This window comes from Salipaludibacillus sp. CUR1 (genome assembly GCF_021028955.1).
In the GTDB taxonomy this organism is placed as follows: Bacteria; Bacillota; Bacilli; order Bacillales; family Salisediminibacteriaceae; genus Salipaludibacillus.
Window position 1 is genome coordinate 109,641 of record NZ_JAIWPE010000057.1, and the last position, 21,708, is coordinate 131,348.

The 21,708-nt window shown below is 44.5% G+C and carries 22 protein-coding genes; 4 read left to right on the forward strand and 18 right to left on the reverse strand.

The window, feature by feature from the left end; translation table 11 throughout:
- Positions 1-21 precede the first annotated feature (21 nt).
- Positions 22-1,311: a UDP-glucose dehydrogenase family protein gene (locus K8O68_RS11895; protein ID WP_230897099.1), complete on the reverse strand. Its 1,290-nt coding sequence runs from the start codon at positions 1,309-1,311 to the stop codon at positions 22-24.
- A gap of 329 nt (positions 1,312-1,640) precedes the next feature.
- Between K8O68_RS11895 and K8O68_RS11900 the strand changes: the two genes are divergently transcribed.
- Together K8O68_RS11900 and K8O68_RS11905 are read left to right on the forward strand one after the other, a co-directional pair.
- Complete coding sequence (locus K8O68_RS11900) at positions 1,641-2,702, forward strand: glycosyltransferase (protein WP_230897100.1); 1,062 nt, start codon at positions 1,641-1,643, stop codon at positions 2,700-2,702.
- Positions 2,703-2,736: 34 nt separating this feature from the next.
- Positions 2,737-4,293 carry a hypothetical protein gene (locus K8O68_RS11905; RefSeq protein WP_230897101.1) on the forward strand — a complete coding sequence of 519 codons (1,557 nt, stop codon included), beginning with the start codon at positions 2,737-2,739 and terminating at the stop codon, positions 4,291-4,293.
- 442 nt (positions 4,294-4,735) lie between these two features.
- On the opposite strand, the gene K8O68_RS11910 is transcribed toward K8O68_RS11905, so the two are convergent.
- Positions 4,736-5,782, reverse strand: a complete 1,047-nt coding sequence (locus K8O68_RS11910; RefSeq protein WP_230897102.1) for a tetratricopeptide repeat protein — start codon at positions 5,780-5,782, stop codon at positions 4,736-4,738.
- 344 nt (positions 5,783-6,126) lie between these two features.
- Between K8O68_RS11910 and K8O68_RS11915 the strand changes: the two genes are divergently transcribed.
- Positions 6,127-6,687 carry a methyltransferase family protein gene (locus K8O68_RS11915; RefSeq protein WP_230897103.1) on the forward strand — a complete coding sequence of 187 codons (561 nt, stop codon included), beginning with the start codon at positions 6,127-6,129 and terminating at the stop codon, positions 6,685-6,687.
- A 36-nt stretch (positions 6,688-6,723) separates the two neighbouring features.
- Positions 6,724-8,238 (forward strand): phytoene desaturase family protein, encoded by a 1,515-nt coding sequence (locus K8O68_RS11920; protein WP_230897104.1) that lies wholly within the window; start codon positions 6,724-6,726, stop codon positions 8,236-8,238.
- 73 nt (positions 8,239-8,311) lie between these two features.
- On the opposite strand, the gene hisIE is transcribed toward K8O68_RS11920, so the two are convergent.
- The 16 genes from hisIE to K8O68_RS12000 all read right to left on the reverse strand — a co-directional run bounded on the left by hisIE (position 8,312) and on the right by K8O68_RS12000 (position 21,235).
- Positions 8,312-8,983: a bifunctional phosphoribosyl-AMP cyclohydrolase/phosphoribosyl-ATP diphosphatase HisIE gene (hisIE, locus tag K8O68_RS11925; RefSeq protein ID WP_230897105.1), complete on the reverse strand. Its 672-nt coding sequence runs from the start codon at positions 8,981-8,983 to the stop codon at positions 8,312-8,314.
- A complete protein-coding gene (gene hisF / locus K8O68_RS11930; RefSeq protein WP_093056061.1) occupies positions 8,980-9,738 on the reverse strand; it encodes an imidazole glycerol phosphate synthase subunit HisF in 759 nt (252 codons plus the stop codon). Before hisF ends, hisIE begins: the two co-directional genes overlap by 4 nt.
- Positions 9,739-9,740: 2 nt before the next feature.
- Entirely contained in the window at positions 9,741-10,475 is a 735-nt protein-coding gene (hisA, locus tag K8O68_RS11935; protein ID WP_230897106.1) for a 1-(5-phosphoribosyl)-5-[(5-phosphoribosylamino)methylideneamino]imidazole-4-carboxamide isomerase, read from the reverse strand.
- Entirely contained in the window at positions 10,468-11,094 is a 627-nt protein-coding gene (gene hisH / locus K8O68_RS11940) for an imidazole glycerol phosphate synthase subunit HisH (RefSeq protein ID WP_230897107.1), read from the reverse strand. Before hisH ends, hisA begins: the two co-directional genes overlap by 8 nt.
- Positions 11,091-11,684 carry an imidazoleglycerol-phosphate dehydratase HisB gene (hisB, locus tag K8O68_RS11945; RefSeq protein ID WP_230897108.1) on the reverse strand — a complete coding sequence of 198 codons (594 nt, stop codon included), beginning with the start codon at positions 11,682-11,684 and terminating at the stop codon, positions 11,091-11,093. Before hisB ends, hisH begins: the two co-directional genes overlap by 4 nt.
- Complete coding sequence (gene hisD / locus K8O68_RS11950) at positions 11,677-12,954, reverse strand: histidinol dehydrogenase (RefSeq protein WP_230897109.1); 1,278 nt, start codon at positions 12,952-12,954, stop codon at positions 11,677-11,679. The genes hisB and hisD overlap by 8 nt, the downstream gene beginning before the upstream one ends.
- A gap of 4 nt (positions 12,955-12,958) precedes the next feature.
- Positions 12,959-13,609 (reverse strand): ATP phosphoribosyltransferase, encoded by a 651-nt coding sequence (gene hisG, locus K8O68_RS11955; RefSeq protein WP_093056071.1) that lies wholly within the window; start codon positions 13,607-13,609, stop codon positions 12,959-12,961.
- Positions 13,606-14,796, reverse strand: coding sequence for an ATP phosphoribosyltransferase regulatory subunit (locus K8O68_RS11960; RefSeq protein ID WP_230897110.1), 1,191 nt, complete (start codon positions 14,794-14,796; stop codon positions 13,606-13,608). The genes hisG and K8O68_RS11960 overlap by 4 nt, the downstream gene beginning before the upstream one ends.
- Positions 14,797-15,084: 288 nt before the next feature.
- Positions 15,085-15,597, reverse strand: coding sequence for an acyltransferase (locus K8O68_RS11965; RefSeq protein WP_230897174.1), 513 nt, complete (start codon positions 15,595-15,597; stop codon positions 15,085-15,087).
- Positions 15,598-15,621: 24 nt separating this feature from the next.
- Positions 15,622-16,287, reverse strand: a complete 666-nt coding sequence (gene ppaX / locus K8O68_RS11970; protein ID WP_230897111.1) for a pyrophosphatase PpaX — start codon at positions 16,285-16,287, stop codon at positions 15,622-15,624.
- Positions 16,288-16,321: 34 nt separating this feature from the next.
- A complete protein-coding gene (locus K8O68_RS11975) occupies positions 16,322-17,290 on the reverse strand; it encodes a nucleoside recognition domain-containing protein (RefSeq protein WP_230897112.1) in 969 nt (322 codons plus the stop codon).
- A 30-nt stretch (positions 17,291-17,320) separates the two neighbouring features.
- Entirely contained in the window at positions 17,321-18,205 is an 885-nt protein-coding gene (gene lgt, locus K8O68_RS11980) for a prolipoprotein diacylglyceryl transferase (protein ID WP_230897175.1), read from the reverse strand.
- A 193-nt stretch (positions 18,206-18,398) separates the two neighbouring features.
- Positions 18,399-19,337 carry an HPr(Ser) kinase/phosphatase gene (hprK, locus tag K8O68_RS11985; protein WP_230897113.1) on the reverse strand — a complete coding sequence of 313 codons (939 nt, stop codon included), beginning with the start codon at positions 19,335-19,337 and terminating at the stop codon, positions 18,399-18,401.
- Between the two features lie 154 nt (positions 19,338-19,491).
- A complete protein-coding gene (locus K8O68_RS11990) occupies positions 19,492-19,848 on the reverse strand; it encodes a phage holin family protein (protein WP_093055407.1) in 357 nt (118 codons plus the stop codon).
- Positions 19,849-20,046: a PspC domain-containing protein gene (locus K8O68_RS11995; RefSeq protein ID WP_093055409.1), complete on the reverse strand. Its 198-nt coding sequence runs from the start codon at positions 20,044-20,046 to the stop codon at positions 19,849-19,851.
- Between the two features lie 31 nt (positions 20,047-20,077).
- Positions 20,078-21,235, reverse strand: a complete 1,158-nt coding sequence (locus K8O68_RS12000; RefSeq protein WP_230897114.1) for a DUF4097 family beta strand repeat-containing protein — start codon at positions 21,233-21,235, stop codon at positions 20,078-20,080.
- Between the last annotated feature and the right edge of the window lie 473 nt (positions 21,236-21,708).

The window sequence follows — 21,708 nt, forward strand, 5'->3', positions numbered from 1 at the left end:
TATTTTTGTTTCATCAGCTGATTAAAAATAGCCAATTCCTTCGTAATAAAAGCCCAGCTTTTTTATATTGCTGGAATTCATGGCATTCCGCCCGTCAAATATATTAGGACTGCCAACCAGCTGGCGTACTTTGGCCCAATCCAGTTCTTCGTACTCGGGCCAATCAGTGCAAATCAGAATAACATCCGCCGATTTTGCAGCTTTATAAGGGTCTTTAAATTGCTTAACTCCCTGATTAGTCCAATCAGAAGATAGTTCAACTACAGGGTCATGAACCTTAATTTCAGCATGTTCTTTCAGTAAACGTTCCATTATTAAATAAGAAACCGACTCCCGTGTATCATCTGTATGAGGTTTAAAAGCTAAACCGAATAACGCTGCTTTTTTCCCTTTTAAAGAACCCAGTTTTTTCTTTATTTTTTCAATGAAATAGCCGCCCTGGTTCCTGTTAATTTCCTCTACTTTATTCAAAATTTCCAACGGGCTTTCCCAGGAGTCCGCTGTATAGATTAATTCCTTAACGTCTTTAGGAAAACATGACCCTCCGTATCCCAGCCCTGCTTTTAAAAAGTGAGGACCAATCCGGGGATCAAGCCCCATTCCGTGTGCCACGTCCTGAATATTGACCTGAAGTTTGTCACACAGTTTGGCCATTTCATTAATAAAAGAAATTTTAGCAGCAAGAAATGAATTTGACGCATACTTAATCATTTCAGCAGCTTTCGGTGTTGTTTCAATTACCGGACATGACCAGTTTTGATAAAGCATACGCAGCTGATTGGCTGCTTTCCGGTCATGGGTTCCTATGACAATACGGTCTGGATGAAGGGCATCTTCCAGCGCGCTTCCTTCTCTTAAAAATTCCGGATTCATAACTGTCTTAACGGGTGAGTTGTTTTGAGCGGCCTCTTCTATCCATTTCTGTACTTTTTCTGTTGTTCCAATTGGCACCGTACTTTTCAGGACGACTGTCTTTTCCGAGTTTATATATTTGCCTATCATCTTTGCAGCATCTTTCACATAGCTCAGATCAGCACTTCCGTTAGCAAGTGACGGAGTTCCGACAGTTATAAAAATAAGGTCATTCTGTTCGACAGCTTTTTTAAGGTTAGTTGTAAAAAAGACATTTTTATTTAAATGACTGCTCAGAATTTTTTGCAAGCCGGGCTCATAGAAATAAACGTTACCTTGGTTTAATGAATCTATCTTTTTCTGATCTATATCGAATCCTGTAACGGTATGGCCATGCTCAGCAAGGACCAGCCCGGTAGTCGTGCCGACATATCCCATTCCTATGAATAATACCTTCATGTCCTTATCCCTCCTCCCGGCGTTATGCTTTTAATATATGGTCAGATCCTCTATTGGAAACGGCACTTAACCTGTCCGGTCAATCTAATTTAGCGGTTTAAGAGAAATCCGCTTAAAACTATCTTTGTAAAAAAACAAGACGCCCGGTTTAATCACAGTGATTAAGCCGGGCGTCTTCCTGTTATCGAATTTTGCTATTAATAAGGAAACCGGAAAACTTTTTTACTATTTTGTATTTAGTGTGTGGCTGTCCACGCTTATTCAAGTTGCTGTGCATAGCATAATTGGAAACCCTGAGAAATTATAAGTTTTGAAAGGAGCAGGATCTTATGCCTACTGTTATGCACTTAAATTTAAGAGTGGATCCCACCCAGTATATCCCTCAGATCAGGGAAGTGCCCGGATATGATTACATCCACTTGGTCCGGCAGCCGAAATATATGACGGATATGTCTTTGTTAAATGAAAGAGTTCATTACCTGAATGAAATATTATCCCCGAAAGAACACATCAGGAAAAATAATATTTCACTTTTGCATGCGCATCACGGGCAGCTTGGTTTACTATTAATGCCATTTAAAAAGAAAACAAACCTTCCTCTCGTGACGAGCATACGCGGGGTGGACGCGACACTGGCTGAAGAACGTGTCGGTTATCTCCCAAATATGAGAAAACTGTTTGAAGAAGGTGAAAGTTTCTTCCCCGTATGCAATTATCTGGGAGAAAGAATAGCCAATTGGGGCTGTCCTTCAGAAAAGATGAAAGTATTATACGGAGGAGTAGATCTCGGCAAGTACACTTATCAGCCAACTTACAGAGAATCTTCGGCCAACATTTTATCCATTGGGAGAATGGTAGAAAAGAAGGGCCACCATATTCTAATGGAAGCATTCAATAAAATAAGAGATAAGTTTCCTCAGTCTAAACTGACGCTGATAGGAAGCGGCAAATGCGAAAAATATATCGCCTCTTTAGCCACTCAGCTTAATCTTGGAGACTCTTTTCAGCTGTTAAAGCATCTGCCAAAAGATGAATTACAAGAGCATATGAGAAATGCAGATTTGTTTTGCGCAGCCAGCTGTGAGGCGTCAAATGGAGATGTGGAAGGAATCCCTAATACATTGAAAGAAGCGATGGCGTTTGGTTTGCCCGTTATTTCAACTTCTCATGCCGGCATTCCTGAGTTAGTTACCCATGACAAAGAAGGCATACTCGTTCAGGAACACAGCGTGGATGAACTGGCGGAGGCCCTTGAGTTTATGCTGACAGACAGATCAAAATGGAAAACATTCACTGATGCTGCCCGGCTTAAAATTGAACAAAAGTTTGACCAGAAAGCACAGCTTCGCCAGCAGGCTGAATTTTATGATGAAATCTTAGGAAAGAAATAAGCGTTAGCACAATGATTACAGGAAGGTGGTAACTATGGATGATTTTAAATCCATTTCCGTAAGGAAAGGAGAAAAAGAATTAGAGATTGATAACCCTACTTCTTATCCGCTCGTAGGAAAAGGAAGCCAGGGAGCTGTCTTTAAATTGTCTGAAAAAAAATGTGTCAAACTGTTTATAGACCCGGTGCAGGCGAAAATGGAACAGGAAGCTATTGAAGCAGGCAGACAATTATCTTTTATGCCGGAAGTTTATGAAACAGGCACAAATTATATCGTTATGGAGTATTTTGACGGCCCTGATTTAAAGGCTTATTTGAAAAATGGGATGTTTATGCCGGAATCCATTGTCAAAAAGCTTCTCAGCATATTGAAACAGCTGAAAGAAACGGGATTTACTATGATTGATGCCCCTTTACGCCATATATTTGTGATGGAGAATGAAGAGTTTAAAGTGGTGGATCATGTTAACGGTTTTAAAAGAGACCACCCGGTTCCGCTCAAATTATTAAGAGACTTAAATTATATTCTTTTAAAAGAGTCTTTTTTAATGCATGTTGAAAAACTTGAGCCGGAAATGTACAAAGAATGGAAGAGTTATTATGACAGAAATAAAATTGACTTCAGGAATATACCGGTAGAGTCCGGCGGATCAGGAAAAGGTGTGAAGTTTGACAGTGCTATTTCATTGCCTTTTGTCGGAAAAGGGCACCAAGGGGCAGTCTTCCGGATTGACGACGATAAATGTGTAAAAATTTACGGCAAACCAAATCATGCGGAACAGGAACAGAAGGTCCTTGTGTCCTCCCAACATTTGTCCTTTATTCCGAAAGTGTATGAGACAGATTCAAATTATACTGTTATGGAATATCTTTTAGGACCGGATCTAAACAGTTATCTCAAAAAGCAGCGCGTTCTTTCAAAAGAAGTGGCGACAGGATTACTGAACATCCTGACCACTATGAAGAAGGCAGGCTTTAAACAGATTGATGCGCCGCTTCGCCATACGATCATTACAGCAAATGGCTTTAAAGTGATTGATCATGTCTACTCGTTTGCGCGCGACCAGAAGATACCTGTTGAACTGTTTGAAAACCTGGCCGAAAGACATTTCCTCTTCTCCTTTATAGAGCAGGTTAAAGAGTCGGCCCCTGAAACTTATAAGGAATGGGACACTCCCGAACTGGATTACTGGCTTGAGCAGGAAAAGCTCCAAATGTCTGTCAAAAAAGAGTCTGAAGGAACTAACCGGTGTACGATTCCAGGTTCTCAAACTTGTTCCGATACCAAAAACAATATTTTTCAAAATACAGCTGGATTTTCACCTAACGAAATGAACAGTTTTCAAAAGTCGGATAAAGGTCCGAATAAAGAAGTAAATAAGGTCCCAAGCTCAAGTGAAGTTCCCGAAAAACCTCAAAAGAGAACCTCAAAACGGGATGACCGAAAAATTAAAAGGGCAAAGAAAAAAGATAAATTAACTAAAAGACGACTTAACAGAGCCGGAAAAAGGAGCAAGAGGAACCGCGGGAAATACAGGACTGTAAAAAAAGGGACAGAGGAATGGCCGTTAAACTATATTATAAAAGAGTAAAAGAACGGGACAAAGGAGGCTGAATCAGAAAAAAACAGGGGCTGCCCACATGTCTGACCTTGAGGCAGCCTTTTTTATATGCACGGGCGGAGATCCCCCACTGATTCAGCACCACAGCTTGCGAATATCCCTTAAACAAAAAGACCAAGCACCCACCTGACGGACTGAAACCTCAGCTTTATTCAATAGCACGGTAATTGAAGGACATAAGGTGGGGACGCCTAAGGGAATAGCGCAGTCTGAAGATCCAATTCAACGAAGCTTTAGGCTGAGTTGGATTTAGCTGTAGACAAGCCCCTGGGCAAGCCTCCACCTGGCGGACTGAAATCTCAGCTTTTATCAAAAAAAACATCCGGACAAAATTCGTAAGATTTTGTCCGGACCTCATTTAGGTTCCTATTCTTTTGTCCCAGCCCTATTAGTTAAACTTCCCTGTGCTCAATCACCGGTAAAGAAACCGGCTGATATCACGGGGCGGCTCGTTTCCGTTATCTATTTCTTTAATAAACGTTTGAGTCAGCTGCTTCTTTTCCGGTTCTTCCGACTCGATGCTTACCCACAAGTTCCTTGCTGCCTCTTTATTACCGGTATGCCATGATAGTAACGCCATCTGGTGGTAAAAATCATGGAATCCAGGAAGAAGTTTTTTGTTCAGCAGCTTAGCGTACCATTCATACGCCTTCTGGTACTCCCCTGCGAAGAGGAGGCTTCTGCCGAGAAAGTAACAGTGAAAGTGATCCATCGGCCTTAAATTAATGATATTAGAGATCCATACTGATGCCTGGGGATCGTTATTCTGGTAAAGAAGCACGGCCATCTGGCACTGGGCTAAGAAATTCGGTTCATCTTTAACTAATAAATCTTTCAGTATCTGTTCAGCCTCTTTCTGCCTGTTCTGGTACATTAAAGCCTCAGCCAGATACACATAAAGATTCCAGTGTGATGGGACTGCCGCCATCTGCTTTCTTGCCTCTTCTTCGGCTTCCGCATATCTGCCGCTGTTCAGAAGGCCGATAAAATGAAAATCATCCAGCTTCTCTTTGGCAGGGATAACCTTCTCTCCAGATTCCCTCAGCTGATTATTAACCATATCTAAAAGGGATTCCGCGTCTTCAGAAAATTCGCCTTCTTCGTCAATTTTTAAATATACCTCAAGATTCTCTTTAGCTTCTTCCAACTTTCCGAGATGTGCCATATTATTAGCCAGAAAGAAATAGCATTCACTCATCGAAGGATCAATATCAGTCTTTATTTTAGTCAGATAGTCATTCGAGGCTTCATACTCTCCTCTTTCAGATAGAACAATAGCCAGCTGGCAGCTGAATACCGGTTCTTCCGGTTCAACACGGATCGCCCGTTTAAAATATTGTACAGCACGTTCGATTTGCTGATTCTGGTATGCTTCAATTCCTTTTTTATAAAAGTAACCGCCATCCTGTATAAAAGGAATGACCTGTCCCTTTTTTTCCTTCGTTTCTATACCTGGCATTCAACGTGCCTCCATTTCATTTATACAAAATTCTATACGTTAATTTGACTTTTTTCTCCAATTTTCGCCTTAACCTAGTTGAAGTATAACACGGAGACAATGAACGGACAACGCGGCTCGGCTTTTATCCGAAGAAGAAGCATCAAAATATAAGATTAAGAATTTTTTGAAAGGGTAATTAACTATATTAGAGTCTTTTAACAGTTTCGCCTTATTATCTTCCCTTAAACCGCCTGGTATTAGAAAGCTTACCGCCAAGTCCCATTATAATCTTTGAACTTTTTATACTTATTTCTTTCACAGCTCTGAATTTTCCGTTGAGTATAAAAACAGGGAGGATAGAAATGACTATTCATAACATCATTTTTTTCATTATTACTTTTATCTGGCTCGCTGAATTTATTGTCTTTAGAAACCGGAAACCAGGCGAGAAGAAAAAATCTGAAGAAACCTTTACGTTTTCAGGAATTCTTCTTTCAGTATTGGCAGTCATAACTGCCTCCGTCTTTTCCAGGGAACTGAATATCTGGCTTATAGAGTCTTCATTGGTGTTATGGGTCGGCCTCCTTATTTACGGGACCGGGACGGGGCTCCGTTATTGGGGAATAATTAAGCTTGGAAAGCAGTTCACACGCCATGTTAATGTGGCGGAAGAGGATACGATCGTCAGCTCGGGTCCTTTCCGCATGATGCGTCATCCATTGTATACCGGATTATTTTTTATCCTCCTTGGAATTAGTACATCGATGGGGAGCATAGCCGGGCTGTTACTTGTATTTATTGTTTTTATGCCTTTTTTACTTAGACGTATAAGACTGGAAGAAAAAATGCTGACAGAAACATTCGGTGAAGAGTATAAAGACTGGGCAGGTTCACGATACCGGCTCATCCCTTTTTTATACTGATTAATTCATAATTTTATATTAGTGGAGGTGCATGTCATGCAGCATAAAAAGAAAGCTGTGGTGATTGGGGCAGGACTGGCCGGTCTTTCTTCTGCAATCCGATTGGCAGGAGACGGCTACGATGTGACTGTTCTGGAGAAAAATGAAAACATAGGCGGAAAGTTAAACCGCCGCTCAGGAAAAGGATATACTTTCGATACCGGTCCCTCTATTTTAACGATGCCATGGGTTCTTGAGCAGCTTTTTGAAAGCGTCCATAGAAAGCTGGAAGATTACATTGAGATAGAACGTATTGAACCGCAGTGGCGGACGTTTTATGAGGATGGGACAAGTATTGATGTGTTATCCGATTTGCCGGAAATGCTGGAAGAAATGCGGAAAGTAAAGCCTGACCCTGATTCATCGTTTATGAAATTTCTTGCATATTCACAGGATATGTACGATATTTGTATGAAAAGCTTTTACAAGACGAGCATTACAGGTTTAAAAGAACTAAAAGCTCAGCATACACTAAAAGAACTGCTTGCTATGGACCCTTTCCATACAGTAGCAGACGGAACAAAGAAGCATTTTAAAAACAAGCATCTGGAACAGCTTTTTAACTTTTTCGTTATGTATGTCGGTTCTAATCCATATCAGGCCCCGGCCATACTTAACCAGCTTGTCTACGTCCAGCTCGGCCTTGGAATATACTATGTTAAAGGCGGCATGTATAACATTGCGAAAGGCATGAAAGCTGTACTCGATGAACTTCGGGCGGAGGTTCATACAGACTGCCCCGTTTCACACGTTGTGGAAGAAGAAGGAACGGCTAAAGGCGTTGTTACTGAAGAAGGCGAGTTTTTCGAGGCAGATGTCGTAGTGTCGAATCTCGAAGTCATCCCGGCGTATAAAACGCTCCTCCCTAAAAACAGCCGTACTAAAAAAGAAATAAAACAGCTTACAAAAACGTTTGATCCGACTGTTTCAGGGCAAGTTCTATTACTCGGTGTCAACAAAGAGTTTAAAAATCTCAAGCATCATAATTTCTTTTTCTCTGAAGATCCTGAGAAGGAATTTAAGCAGATATTTGAGAAAGGAGTTCCTGCGGATGATCCGACTGTCTACATTGGTATCTCTTCTAAATCGGATCCAAGCCAGGCGCCTCAGGGGAAAGAGAATTTATTCGTGCTGACCCATGTGCCTCCTAAGACAGCTATGAAGAAAAAAGCTGACTGGGATAAATACCGGGAAGTCATCCTTGATAAGCTGGAACGGATGGGCATGGAAGGTTTGCGTGATTCGATAGAATTTGAGTATGAATTTACGCCGGATACTCTTGAAGAGTTATACGGTTCCACTGGCGGCTCAATTTACGGGATCGCTTCTAATAAAGGGACGAATGGCGGGTTTAAAATCCCTTCAAAAAGCTCGGTTTACGAAAACCTTTATTTTACCGGTGGTTCGACCCACCCGGGAGGCGGGGTACCGATGGTAACTCTTTCAGGCCAGCTCACTGCGGATCTCATTAAGAAACACTCTGAAGAAGCCGAACTCGGTAAAAACGCCTGACAGGCCATACAACACTAAAACCCTGAGGCAGCTGAAAGCTGCTTCAGGGTTTTGTCATTAAAAAGACCGGCTGCTATTTTTTACCGGAATGGCGGTCGGCTAACCGTCTAAGAACATCATCGATAGGAAGGTTTTGTTCACGCAGAAGAACGAGCCAATGGTACAGTAAGTCGGCACTTTCCCAAGTCAGCTCTTCTTTATCCCTGTTTTTAGCAGCGATAATCACTTCTGACGCTTCTTCGCCGACTTTTTTCAGAATTTTATCGACGCCTTCCTCAAATAGGTAAGTCGTGTAAGAGCCTTCAGGGCGCTCCGCTTCCCGGGCTGCAATGACACTCTCCAGTTCATTGAAAATGGCAAACCTGTCCTGTTGGTCTGTTGAAGAAGAGTTCTCTTTCTCTAAAGCATCTGCAGGACTGTTCACATCGCCGGCTGTCCAGAGCGTCTCTGAAAAACAGCTGTAGTCCCCTTTATGGCAGGCGGGACCTGCCGGTTCAGCAAGGATAACCAGTGCGTCCTGGTCACAGTCATACCGTATTTCATTAACTTTCTGAGTGTTTCCGGAGGTGGCTCCTTTATGCCATAACTCCTGCCTGGAACGGCTGTAAAACCACGTTTCTCCTGTTTCCATTGTTTTGTTCAGTGACTCTTCATTCATATACGCCAGCGTCAGGACCTGTTTTGACTGATGGTCCTGTACGATGGCCGGAATGAGCCCGTTTTTATCAAAAGACAGTTCGGTCATCGAATTTCCAGCCCTTTCTCTTTTAAATACTTCTTCACTTCAGCTACAGACGTTTCGCGATAATGAAAAATGGAGGCGGCAAGTGCTGCATCAGCTTTCCCTTCGGTAAACACCTCATAGAAATGTTCCTGATTGCCGGCTCCTCCTGAGGCAATGACTGGGACAGACACAGCTTCACTAACAGTTTTCGTAAGAGACACATCAAATCCTGACTTTTCTCCGTCTTCGTCCATACTTGTCAGTAAAATCTCCCCCGCTCCCTGGGCCACTGCTTCTTTCGCCCACGCCGTTACTTCCCGGTCGGTTGGCGTACGTCCGCCGTGCGTATATACGCGCCAGGAAGACAACTCATCGTCCCACTTCGCATCAATAGCGACGACGATACACTGGGTTCCAAAAAAATCAGCGCCTTCACGGATCAGTTCAGGCCGTTTGACAGCAGCTGTATTAAGGGATACCTTATCAGCGCCGGCCCGGAGAATGCGCCTCATGTCAGCCACTGTGTTTATCCCTCCGCCTACAGTAAACGGAATAGCAAGTTTTCCCGCGACCTCTTCCACCACATCGACCATTGTTTCCCTGCCTTCATGGGAAGCAGAAATATCAAGAAACACCAATTCATCCGCCATCTGTTCATCATAAAAAGCTGCAAGTTCAACCGGATCACCGGCATCACGGAGATTGACAAATTGCACGCCTTTTACGACCCGGCCTTCTTTAACATCAAGACACGGAATAATACGCTTTGTAAGCATTATCAGCGCACCTCCCTTACGGCGTCTTCAAGGCGGATTTTATCAGTATATAATGCTTTTCCGATAATAGCTCCGGCTATGCCGTCATTTTTCCGGGTGATCAGTTCTTTCAAATCATTCATGCTGCTGACCCCGCCTGAAGCGATTACTTGCTTCCCTGTCGCTTTACCAAGGTTCGCAATAGCTTCCACATTCGGTCCTGACATCATCCCATCACGTGAAATATCCGTCATAATGAATGTTTCTGCTCCCTGTGCCGCCAGCTCAGCACCGAGTTCTTCAGCTTTCACTTCTGATGTCTGAAGCCAGCCGTGTGTCGCCACATAACCGTCACGCGCATCTATTCCGATAGCAATCCGTGCGCCTCCATACTCATTAAGCATCTCTTTCACAAACCCGGGGTCCGAGATAGCCGAACTGCCCAGTATGACACGGGAGACACCCGCTTCCAAATACGTCTTCACATCCTGCGGGGTCCTTATGCCTCCGCCCACCTGTACGCTCGCGTCCAATTCGGAAGCAGCCCGAAGAACTTCTGTGTGATTAACAGGCTCTCCTTTTTTAGCACCGTCTAAATCCACCATATGGATCCACTTCGCGCCTTTTTTCTCAAAGCTTGAAGCCATTGCAAACGGGGAATCGCCGTAGACTGTCTCTTTATCATAATCTCCTTGAAGAAGACGGACGCATTTTCCTCCGCGAATATCTATTGCAGGATAAATAGTAAAGTCAGTCATGGTCCGCCACTCCTTCTTTGTCGATAAAATTTTTCAGCATTCGCATACCGAGGACACTGCTTTTTTCAGGATGAAACTGTGCTCCCCATATTTCACCTCGTCCGACCACCGCCGGCACCCTCTCTCCGGCATAATCCGCCGTTGCCACGAGTACTTCCGGTGATCCTTCCTGGACAAAGTAAGAGTGGACAAAATAGACGTGGCCATCAGGAACTTTATCCAGAACAGGATGCTCCGGCTGCTCGAAATTCAGTCTGTTCCATCCCATATGTGGCACTTTATAATCTCCGTTTTTAAAACGGCGGACATGCCCCGGGAGAATTTTGAGGCCCTGGGTTTTACCGTTTTCTTCACTCTCTTCAAACAGAAGCTGCATTCCTAAACAAATTCCGAAAAGGGGTTTATTATCCGCTGCCCATTGTTTAATAAAAGGTGTCAGGCCCCTCTTTTCCAGCTCTGCCATTCCGTCCCTGAATGAGCCGACCCCGGGAAGAATCAGTTTGGATGCTTTTGCCAGCTCTTCTGGCTCCTCTGATAAAAACGGCTGATGGCCAAGCCGCTCCAGCGCTTTAGTTACACTGTGCAGATTGCCCATCCCGTAATCAATAATCCCGATCATGATAAACTTCCTTTCGTTGAAGGGACTCCTTTAACCCGCGGGTCAAGCTGAGTCGCCTCATCAAGGGCACGGCCAAGTGCTTTAAAGACCGCTTCAATTATATGGTGCGTATTCGTCCCGTAATGGACGATCACATGCAGGTTCATCCGGGCTTCCAGAGCAAGCTTCCATAAAAACTCTTCTACAAGCTCTGTATCAAATGTACCGACTTTCGCCTGGGGAATATCTCCGCGCAGCTCAAAGTGCGGGCGGTTGCTTAAGTCAATGACAACTTGGGCAAGGGCGTCATCCATTGGAACAAACGCATTACCGTAGCGGCGAATACCCTTTTTATCCTGCAAGGCTTCTTTTAAAGCTTCACCTAACACAATGCCGATATCTTCTGTCGTATGATGGTCGTCTATTTCCGTGTCACCCTTGGCTGTTAATGATAAGTCAAACAAGCCGTGGCGGGTAAACAAGTCAAGCATATGTGTCATAAACGGCACGTCAGTTCTTAAATCGGCATTCCCTTCACCGTCGATTGTAAAATTCAGCTGAATATCTGTCTCATTTGTTTTACGTGATTTTGATGCCTGGCGGTTAGTCATTGTATTCCTCCAATCGTTTTTCCACAGCCCTCGCATGGGCTTCTAAATCTTCGAGGCGGGCAAAAGCCGCTATTTTTCTACCGTTGTTTTTGACGGCTTCTTTGCTGTATGAAATGATACTCGATTTTTTAGTGAAATCTTCCACATTCAACGGACTGGAAAACCGTGCGGTACCGTTGGTCGGCAGGACATGGTTCGGGCCTGCAAAATAGTCTCCGACAGGCTCGGAACTGTTTTCGCCTAGAAAGATTGCTCCTGCGTGGCGGATTTGCGGAAGGATGGCCCAGGGATCTTCGGTGTGTACTTCGAGATGCTCGGCAGCCAGCTCATTGACCGCTTCGATAGCCTGTTCCATCGTTTCCGCCACGTATACAGCCCCGTAGTCATCAATTGATGCCTTTGCGATGTCTTTTTTCGGCAGTGTTTCAAGCTGTTTTGTTACTTCTTCAGATACTTTTTCGGCCAGCTCTTTATTGTCAGTGACAAGGACAGCAGAAGACATTGGATCGTGCTCTGCCTGCGAGAGAAGATCAGCGGCTATGTAAGACGGCTTCCCTGTCCTGTCAGCAAGAATGGCCACTTCACTTGGCCCTGCAATCATATCGATATCAACTGTTCCGAAAACAAGCTGTTTCGCCAGAGCGACGAAGATGTTTCCAGGCCCGACGATTTTATCAACAGGGTTAATGGTTTCCGTTCCGTAAGCTAACGCACCAACGGCCTGTGCTCCGCCTGTTTTAAATATTTCTTTTACTCCCAGCTCATTGGCTGTAACAAGTACAATATCAGACAGCTTGCCGTTTTTCTGCGGCGGAGAAGTCATGACGATCCGTCTGACCCCAGCGACCTGGGCGGGAACGACGTTCATAATAATCGAGGATGGATAGGCTGCCCGTCCCCCGGGCACATAGACACCTGCTGCCTCAAGAGGAGTGACCTTCTGGCCAAGCATGGTGCCGTCTTCTTTGGTCGTAATCCACGACTGCTGGACCTGACGCTCGTGAAAATCACGGATATTATCAATCGCTTCACGGATAATCTCCAACGTTTCATCACTGACAGCCGTATAAGCTTCTTCTATCTCCTGAGCAGAAACACGGGTTTCCGGCAGGTCCACACCGTCAAATTCGTTAGTGTAATGCCTGAGTGCAGCATCTCCTCTTTCTTTAACATCCTGTAAGATGGAAACAACGGACTGGCGCTGCTTTTCTGTTCCCTGGTCAATTGACCGTTTTAAAGACACATCTTCTCGGAGCGGGATAATTTTCATCGGGTCACTCTCTCCCTTCTTTTGCAGCAATCACATCAGCCAGCCGGTCGACCATCTCATCAATTTCAGCAGATTTTGTCCGGTAACTGACAGGGTTCACAATAAAACGTGACGTAATAGGCATCATTGTTTCAAGTTCCACAAGTCCGTTTTCTTTCAGCGTCTGGCCTGTAGAGACAATATCAACGATTCTGTCCGCAAGCCCGATAATCGGTGCGAGCTCAATTGAACCGTTCAGCTTTATAATCTCGACTTGTTCCCCCTGTTCGCGGAAGTATTCGCTCGTCAGGTTCGGATATTTAGAAGCAATTTTAGGGGCTACTTCAGAATTCGGGTTGTAAGACGGCAAAGAGGCCACCGCCATATAGCACGCACTGATTTTAAGGTCGAGAACTTCGTAAATGTCCCGTTTTTCTTCTATCATGACATCTTTCCCAGCGACCCCGACATCCGCTACGCCGTGTTCCACATAAGTCGGAACGTCCATTGGTTTGGCGAGAATAAATCGCATGCCTGCCTCAGGTACTTCTATTATTAACTTCCGGGACTCTTCAAATTCCGGCGGGAGAGAATAGCCTGCTTTTCTTAGTAACTCCACTGCTTCGTCAAAAATACGGCCTTTTGGCATCGCAACTGTCAGATTTTCATTGCTCATTTAGACGCACCTCCATTTCCATTGGTGCCAATATAGTAAATAACGTCCTGGAACTGTGCAGAGTAGGCATCGACATCTTTAACCCCTGTCAGTTCCTGCATGACAACCGCCTGTCCATCCTGGCGCAGCTGTTTAGCTTTTTGCATGGCCTCTTTTCGGCGGTCATGGCTGAAAATAAGACACGTGTCTTTTGTGACTGGCTCTTTTTCTTTCCCGAGCGCTTCAGTCAGGCGGTCAAGTCTGAGCCCGAACCCGGTAGCCGGTTCGTGGTGGTCAAACTGGTCGAGCAGCTGGTCATACCTGCCCCCGCTGCCGACAGGGTACCCCAAACCTTCACTGTACGCTTCAAAAACAGTGCCTGTATAATAGCTCATATGCATTACCAGGTTTAAGTCAATAATCAGTTTGTCTGAGAGATCGTAAGACTCAAGAATAGAAATTAAGTTATTCAGCTGCTGAAGAGCCTCTTTCGCTTCGGCGGATTCCACAAGCTCATCTGCCTGACTGAGGATTTCCGGTCCGCCTTTTAATCTGAGCAGCTGGAAGAGCCGGCGCTTATCAATAGAAGAGAGCGGGAGCTTTTCAACTTCCTGTCTGAAGCCTACATAATTTTTTTCATATAAATAACGGCGGAACCGTCCGGCGCGCTCGTCATTTCCAAGCACTTCACGAAGAAGAGCGTTCACAAAACCAATATGGCCTACAGCAATCCGGTAAGATGCGGTCCCTGCCCGTTCAAGTGAGGCCATCATAAGCGAAATTACTTCCGCGTCGGCACTGCTTGACTGGTCGCCAATCAGTTCCACTCCTACCTGTTCGAATTCTGCCGGTTTTCCGCCTTCACGCTGCTGAGCTCTGAATACAGGCGCGTCATAAGTGAGTCTTAAAGGCCGGTCGGCTTGATTTAAAGTAGAGGCTGCAATACGGGCAATCGGCGCTGTCATATCCGGCCGCAAAACGAGCGTATTCCCCTGCTGGTCAAGCAGTTTAAACAGCTGCTGGTCAAGGGTGGCTGAGGCGGCTCCTACCGTTTCATAAAATTCAAGCGTCGGTGTTTCAATTGGTTCATACCCCCAGAGAGACACCTCGCTCGATATAGCGTCTTTCACTTGTCTTTTCAATTGATATAACTCAGGAAGGGTATCACGCATCCCGAGCGGTTTCTCGAACATAAATAACTTTGACATAGTGTTGCCCACCTTCCTTATCTCATAAAGCTTATCTGTCTTCTTACCAGGAGAACATAATCTGCTCTCACACCTCTTATGCCTTATGTATCATACGTATTTTCCCCTGACAGTTTTTGAGGATTTAATTATAAAATTCCGGCTTTCGCTTTATCTCACTAATGTGATAGAGTGATAAAGACCTTATTTAGTAGTCTACAAGGGAATCCCCCTCGAGTCAACAGAAAAACGTTCCAGGAAATAACTGGGGGGTCAGACCCCCCAGTTATTTACAAAAAAGCAGCGGCTTTACATGGGCCGCTGCTTCTGCATTTGTTCTTTTGTCCTGATTGTCTGCATCGGGTTGCCTCCGACGAATGTGCCGGGCAGAACATCTTTATGGACAAGCGTGCCGGCTGAGACGATGGCGCCATCGCCAATTGTCACGCCAGGCAGGATAGTCGTATTTGCTCCGATCATCACATTATCCCCAATGTTAACATCTCCGAGCCGGTATTCATCAATTAAATATTCATGAGCCAGTATGGTCGTGTTATACCCTATAACAGAATTTTTCCCAATTGATATTCTCTCGGGAAACATCACATCCATCATCACCATCAGAGCGACCGCCGCCTGATCGCCTACTTTCATGCGCAGGAAGGTCCGGTAAAGCCAGTTTTTCATAGACAAAAAGGGAGTATAGCGGGCCAGCTGGATAACGATAAAGTTTTTGACCACTTTTAGGAAAGGAACCGTTTTATAGACTTGCCATAATGAATTGGCTTCTTTTACGGGATGGCGCTCTGTGTTGCGTCCCATCATGCCCACCTGCCTCAGACGAATTTAATTTTGCTTCACGCTGTTCTTAATTCCGAGAAAATCAAGTAAATCCGGCATATGATTGAGCATTACGTCCGGTTTATAGGACTCCAGATGCTCCCTGCCCTTAACACTCCAGGCTACCCCGGCTGTTTGTGTGCCTGTGTTTTTGCCTCCGAGAATATCATGTTCACTGTCACCTACCATCACAGCCTTTTCAGCTGAAGAGTTGAGGCCGTTCAATGCTTTTTCAAGAGGTTCCGGATCCGGTTTATAGTTAGTGACATCATCAAGCGAGACAACAACAGGGAAGAATTTTTCCATTTCCAGCAGCTTTAATCCTTTAACAGCCGTTTCCCTGCGTTTTGTCGTGACAACCGCCATTTTAAATTCGTTTTCGTGAAGGATTTCCAAGGTTTCTCTTACACCTTCATACTCTTCTACAAGCTCATCGTGCTTCTCGTGGTTAAATGCCCGGTAAGTCCTCGTCATGTCCTCCACTTTAGAAGGATCGAGTTTAGTAAAAGTTTCAGAAAGGGGCGGTCCTATAAAGTGAATCACATCTTCCCTGCAGTACTCTCCCGGGTAATACGTCTCCATCGTATGCAGAAACGAGGCGACAATTAAATCGATCGTATTAATTAATGTGCCGTCCAAATCAAATAATAGTGTATCTATTTTTTTCGTCATTATTTATGCATCCTTTCCCAGCTGTCAAAATCTTTTACGAACGTTGTGAATAAGACACCGAGGCCGTTTCAGTCTCTTCATTTTCCTGTTTTTTCTCAAGCCTGTTCCAGACAAAGGCTACGGTGACAGTAAGCAGTATAGCCACCACGAGTCTTACGAGCAGGAGAGGCCATAGCGGAATGCCGAGAGGTGCAAACAGCAGCGTGTCTTCAATAACTGCGTGGCAGGCCACAAGAAAAATAAATACTAAATAAAGATCTTTCTTGCTTACACCGTCTTCTTTCGCTGCCTGAATCATGACACCTGCACCGTAAGCAAGGCCGAACGTCAGCCCCGCCGCAAGCGTGGTAGACGTATTTGGTTTCACTCCCAGCACTTTTGTAAATGGCGTCATCCACTTAGAAAAGACCTGAAGCCATTGCAAGTCTTTCATAATCTGAATGAAAACCATTATCGGAATAACTATGGCCGCCAGCTGGAGAATGCCTATTATAGCGCTCTCCATCCCGTAAAGGGCAATGGCTCCGTAACCTTCAATATTCTCTGTTCCCCCGGAAGGCACAAATCCGTAGCTCGCTTTTTCACTTCCGCCCTGCCAAAAAATGTGGATTAGCCAGGCTGAAACAAGAGCCAGACCAATACGAACAAGCAAAACCACCCATATTTTCAGCCCTACTTGCTTGGCAACAGCTGATTCTACGAATAAGTTATGAGAAAAAGACAGCATGACTGCCAGTATAAAAACTTGTTTCACCGTAAGGTCCATGGTCAGCATGGCGCCGATAGCCGCGTAGAGATTAAGGACATTTCCAAGGACGAGCGGGATAGCCGATTCACCGGACAAGCCTATAAACCCCATCATCGGTGCCATCATCCGCGTTAACCAGTCCATAACAAACGTCTGACTCAGCATAGTGACAATTAACGTAATCGGAAAAATAATTTTCCCGAGTTTCCATGTAGTCAGGAGACCGGTTTTCAAACCTTGTTTTAACGTATTCATCTGTTCCAGCCTCCTTAATGGATGTCTTGGCTACTTTTTCTTTTTTCCGCCTTTACGCGGATTTTGCCTGCCTTTATTTTTAGGAGACGGTTTTTTCTCCTCTTCATTATCCAAATACCGTTTATCGGAAAGACCGGTCTTTCTGCGGTAGATGATGAGGATAATTCCCCCAATAATCGTTAACACAGAAACCACTTGGGCTGTTTTGAGCACACCGAAAATCAATAGATAATCTGTCCGTATACCTTCGATAAAGAACCTTCCTACAGAATACCAAATCAAGTATGAAATGAACAGTTCCCCGCGGCGGAGATTCACACGCCTTAAATATAGAAGGAGAGCGACCCCGAGCAGATTCCAAATGGATTCATACAAGAACGTTGGCTGATAGTAAGCCCCGTTAATAAACATCTGATTAATAATAAAGTCCGGAATCAGCAAATTCTCCAGGTAGGCTCTTGAAACTTCCTGGCCGTAAACTTCCTGGTTCATAAAGTTGCCCCATCGGCCAATGGCCTGGGCAAGCAGAATACTTGGCGCCACGATATCTGCGATCTTCCAGAATGAGAGCCCCCGGACTCTTGAGAAAATTAAAACAGTAATGAAGGCTCCAATCAGACCGCCGTGTATGGCGAGCCCGCCTTCCCAGATTGCGAAAATCCTGGCGGGGTCCCCGGCAAACTGCTCCCAGCGGAAAATGACATAGTAAAGCCTTGCCCCGATAATACCAGCCGGCAGGGCGAAAATAAGCAAGTCTGCTAAAAAGTCTTCCGGCATGCCGCGTTTTTTTGCTTCATGGTTTGCAATCAAATACCCTATAAATGCCCCAAGCCCGATAAGAAGACCGTACCAGTGAACGGAAATAGGACCGAGCTCAAAGGCAATAGGATTGTAAGGTTGAATCGTTCCAACAATCATATGTACACCTCATTTACAATTTTTCCTGAACGATGATAAAGGACAGCTCAGGCTGCCCCTTAGTCAATATTAATAATGTATCATATTTTTGAAAAATCAATGAAGAATTCGGCTTACAGACTTTTTATTGAAAAAAACTGCCTGTAAAAAAGGATTTCGCCTTGTCCTGGCGGTAAGCCAAGTTTCCAAATTAAAATTCTTCTTTATCTCCGTCTTCAATAACGTTATTCAGCCTTTCAGAGAACTGCTCAGCCGCATTAATGCCCATCCGCTTCAGCCTGAAATTCATGGCAGCCACTTCAATAATTACGGCCAGGTTTCTACCGGGCCGGACCGGAATCGTAATTTTCGGCAGATGAGTATCAAAGATCTTAATGGTTTCTTCATCTAGCCCCAAACGGTCGTACTGTTTTTTCTGATCCCAGATTTCAAGATCAATAGAAAGCCCGATTCGTTTATAGTTCCTTACAGCCCCTGCACCGAACAGAGTCATTACGTTAATAATTCCCAGCCCTCGGATTTCAAGAAGGTGCTTAATAAGGTCAGGCGCACGTCCGACAAGTATGCCGTCATGTTCCTGGCGTATCTCTACCGAATCGTCAGCGACAAGTCTGTGTCCTCGTCTCACAAGGTCGAGGGCCGTTTCACTTTTACCTACACCGCTTGATCCCGTAATCATGACGCCAATCCCGTAGATATCAATAAGCACCCCGTGGATGGCGGTCATCGGTGCAAGCCGGCTTTCTAAAAATGTGGTTAACTGACTGCTCAGCCGCGTAGTCGTTATAGGAGATGAAAGGACAGGAACACCGACACGGTCAGCCGCTTCCTTTAAACTCTCAGGCGCCTCGAGACCCCTGGATAAAATGATCGCGGGTGTATCATATGTACAAAGCCCTTCCATTCGCTCTACCTGGGTTTCACGATCCAGTTCATCATAAAAGGACATTTCTGTTTTACCTAAAAGTTGTATGCGCTTTGCAGGGTAATAAGTAAAATAGCCGGCCATCTCTATACCAGGCCGTGAAATATCACTCGTAGAAACCGGGCGAAAGGCAACAGCATCTTCGTCGTTCAATAATTTAAAGTCAAATTCCTCAATTAAGTCTTTGGCGGTTACTTCTGCCATGTAGAATGCCTCCTTATAATGCTTGTGAGCTATCTTTACATTACGTTTATTTTAGCATACCTAAAAAGATCGCGTGCCATAATCCGTAAAATCCCGTTTTCTTCCTAAAAAAAGCCCTGAATTCCTTAAACGGAGAGGAATTCAGGGCTGCGGTCTATCTTTTAGTAATTGGGTCGACAATAAGGGAGTGAATAAGGGCGCTTAGCAGAGCAAATATAATCGCAGCCAGAATCGCTACGCCAAAACCGTCAATGACAAAGCTGCTGCCCATAATAGCTGAAGTCAGCATCAATGTAACCGCATTGATGACGAACAGGAACAAGCCAAGCGTTAAAATGGTCACAGGAAGTGTAAGAACGAGAAGGATCGGCTTCACTATAAGATTCACTATAGCTAATATAAAACTTGCCAGAAGTGCAGCTCCAAATCCTTCAACTTCAACTCCCTGGAAAAAGTTGGCAATTATAAGGAGAACAACTGCATTGACTACGAGTTGTATGAGCCAGCTCATTTATCTGTTCACTTCCGTTTCGTTTGGAATAACAAATACCCCGATAAAATACGCCAGTATAACTCCTAAGTTTAATGGGATAATCAAAAGCAGCATAATGATCCTTACGATCGTCGGATCAATATTAAAATATTTGCCCAGCCCGCCGCAAACGCCGGCTATTTTACGGTCATCCACTGTTCGGTACAAGCGGTTCATAGTATCCACTCTCCTTTGTCATCGTTAATTGCTAATTTTTAACTGAAATAGCTCCTGTAGTTGCTTCTGCTTCTACATAAAAGTGAGCAGCTTCGTTCTTGTTTGATAAAAATGACATCTTTTTACTGGCGAATTCTTTCTTTTCATCTATCACAGTCATCTGCGGTAAGTCGCAGGAAATACCTCCGACTGTTGACTTCAGTTCTCCCTCAGTCTTCACTCCATCAGGAACACGGACATTGACACTGCCTGTAGTTGTTTTGATATACGCCCGCGCATTAGCTGGTTCAAGCAAAGTATAATGAACAGTCCCGTTTAATGTCTCTGCATCAAGATCCCCTTTCGCCGTGTTAACAGAAATAGTTCCGTTAACGGTTTTGATATCACTCTGGCCGGCTTCAAGACGGGTCACTGACACTGTTCCATTGACTGTTTCAAGGCGTACTTCTTCAGCCTGAAGGGCTTCAAAACTGATGCGGCCATTAACCGTTTGTGTTTCAAGCTTGTTCAAGGTCACATTTTCCCCGGATATTTTACCGTTAAACGCATAAAGCTTGATTTTCTCAAGACTTTTCCTAGGAACGTATACCGTCGTATTCACTTTCATCGATTTTTTACGAGAATCCAGCTTGACTTTTTCATCTGCGTAATTAAACATCACATCATCAAGAAAAACACGGCGGGCTTCATCTGTATCCCGTACTTTATACACTTTTACATTGCATTCCACGCGGACGTCGTCCTCATCCCATGGACGGAATGTAATGCTTCCGTTTTCAACATGAATATCCACTTCTTTAACGGACGCGTTACGGTGATGGAAAATGTGCTGGATTTCAACAGAGGATCCAAAATTAAAATCAAGGTCAAACTCTTTAATTTTATGGACGGCATCATCAACAAATTCAGAGAACTTCGTCGCAAACGTCGTCATTTTTTCTTCCGCTCGCCGGTAGCCTCCGCCTTCCCAATTGACATCGCGTGACACATAGTGGTCAGTAGACTTCTTGCCTGCATTCGAATCCGTGTCGTCAAAAGGATCTGGATCGCTGTGCGGCCCCGACTTTTGTTTACGTGCACCCTCGGAACCTTTCTCATCTTTGAGAGCATTCAGCAGCTGCAGTCCTTCCTCCGCCGTAATCTTCCCATCCTCAATCATCTTCAAAATCATCTTTCTCTCTTCATGCATCGTAACTCCTCCTTTATATTGGATTACTCTATAAATTAACTGGCTGATACTCTGCTGGAAAAAGACATTCACCTATTATTTAATTCCCTATTTTAAAGCAAAATTACACCGAATTTTTGGCATTTTCATGAAAAATATCGGTGCTCTCTTTATTATAACGAAAAGACAAGGAAAGAAGTTTCAAAAATTAAATGGAAAGGCTTTGTGATTCGGGAGCAGGGGGGCTGAGGTGCGGGCAGCACAGGAGATTTTGGACGGGTACTTTAGCGTGGGGATTCTCCTTGTAATGGCGGGATTAGCTTTGTGTATGCGGGGATTCTTGCTTATAATCGCGGGATTTACCGCTTTGATCGGGGGATTCTGCCTCATAATCGCGGGATTTACTGCTTCGATCGGGGGATTCTTGCTTATAATGGTGGGATCTACCGCTTTGATCGGGGGATTCTGCCTCATAATCTGAAGACTCTACCTTA